Origin of the sequence: Clavibacter sp. MX14-G9D (genome assembly GCF_032917815.1) — a bacterium.
Classification (GTDB): domain Bacteria; phylum Actinomycetota; class Actinomycetes; order Actinomycetales; family Microbacteriaceae; genus Clavibacter; species Clavibacter michiganensis_K.
Genome location: NZ_JAVCVL010000374.1, coordinates 1 through 1,287, shown reverse-complemented (window position 1 = coordinate 1,287; position 1,287 = coordinate 1). Strand labels below are relative to the sequence as shown.

Sequence of the window (1,287 nt, the reverse complement as noted above, 5' to 3'; positions counted from 1 at the left end):
GGGTCGCCGGCCGCGCGGCCCCGCCCTCCTCGACGGCCGCGTCCGCGCGCGGAGCCGTGCCGAGGGCGGTCATCCGGCCGCCACGGCGCCGGCGTCCGCGGACTCCGCGTACTGCGGCTCGAACAGCTCGTCGAGCGCCGTGTCGACCCGCGCCTGGTCGGGGACGTCGCCGGACTCGACGAGGATCGGGCCGACGCGCTCGAGCACGGCGCGCTGGGCGTCGCCGGGGACGGGGTCGACGCCGAGGTTGGTCCGGTCGATGACGGTGGACGCGACGGCGGGGTCGATGGCGGCGGCCTCCGCGAGGATCGCCGCGGTCTCGTCCGGGTGCTCCACCGCCCAGGCGCGGGCCTCCTCGTACGCGTCGACGACCGCCTGCGCGAGGTCGGGCGACGCGTCGAGGAACGACTGGGTGGCGTTGAGGAACCCGTAGGTCGCGAAGTCGACGTTGCGGTACAGGAGCGTCGAGCCCGCCTCCGCCTGGCTCGCGGCCATGAGCGGGTCGAGCCCGGACCACGCGTCGACGGAGCCGTTCTCGAGCGCGGCGCGGCCGTCGGCGTGCTGGAGGTTCTGGATGGTCACGTCGGACACGGGGATGCCGGCCTCCTCGAGCGTCTGCAGCAGGAAGAAGTAGGGGTCGGTGCCCTTCGTGGCGGCGATGTCGGCGCCGCGCAGCTGGTCGACGCTCGTGATCGGCGAGCCCTCCGGCACGACGATCGCGGTCCACTCGGGCTGCGAGTACACGTCGATCGTGCGGATGGGCGACCCGTTCGCCCGGGCGAGGAGCGCGGCGGACCCGGCGGTGGAGCCGACGTCGACGGCACCGGCGCGGAGGAGCTCGTTGGCCTTGTTCGAGCCCGCGGACTGCACCCAGTCGACCTGCACGTCGGATCCGAGGCGCGCCTCGAGGAGGCCCTGGTCCTTCACGATGAGGCTCAGCGGGTTGTAGGTGGCCCAGTCGACGGTGAGCGTGTCGGCGCTCCAGCCGGCCGGGTCCGCGGAGGCGGCGGCGGGGGCGACGGACGAGCCCTCCCCGGCGGCGCAGCCCGCGAGGAGCATCACGGCGGCGCTCGCGAGCGCGAGGGACGGGAGGGCGGATCTGCGGAGCGGGAGACGGGTCACGGTGGGTCCTCGGGTGCTGTGCCGGCGGGGATCGCGCGGGCGGCGGGTCGGGTGGTGCGGAACGTGCGGATGTGCGGGTTGTGCTGGGGCGGTGCGGGTCCCGTCCGGAGCGGAGCCCGGGCGGACGCTGCACGGCGTGCGGGAGCCGGTGCGCGGCGGCGCGTC

At 75.8% G+C, this 1,287-nt stretch carries 1 protein-coding gene; it reads right to left on the bottom strand.

Annotation, left to right across the window (positions count from 1 at the left end):
- Positions 1-69 precede the first annotated feature (69 nt).
- Positions 70-1,122, bottom strand: coding sequence for an aliphatic sulfonate ABC transporter substrate-binding protein (locus Q6969_RS15735; protein ID WP_317231281.1), 1,053 nt, complete (start codon positions 1,120-1,122; stop codon positions 70-72).
- Positions 1,123-1,287: the final 165 nt, after the last annotated feature.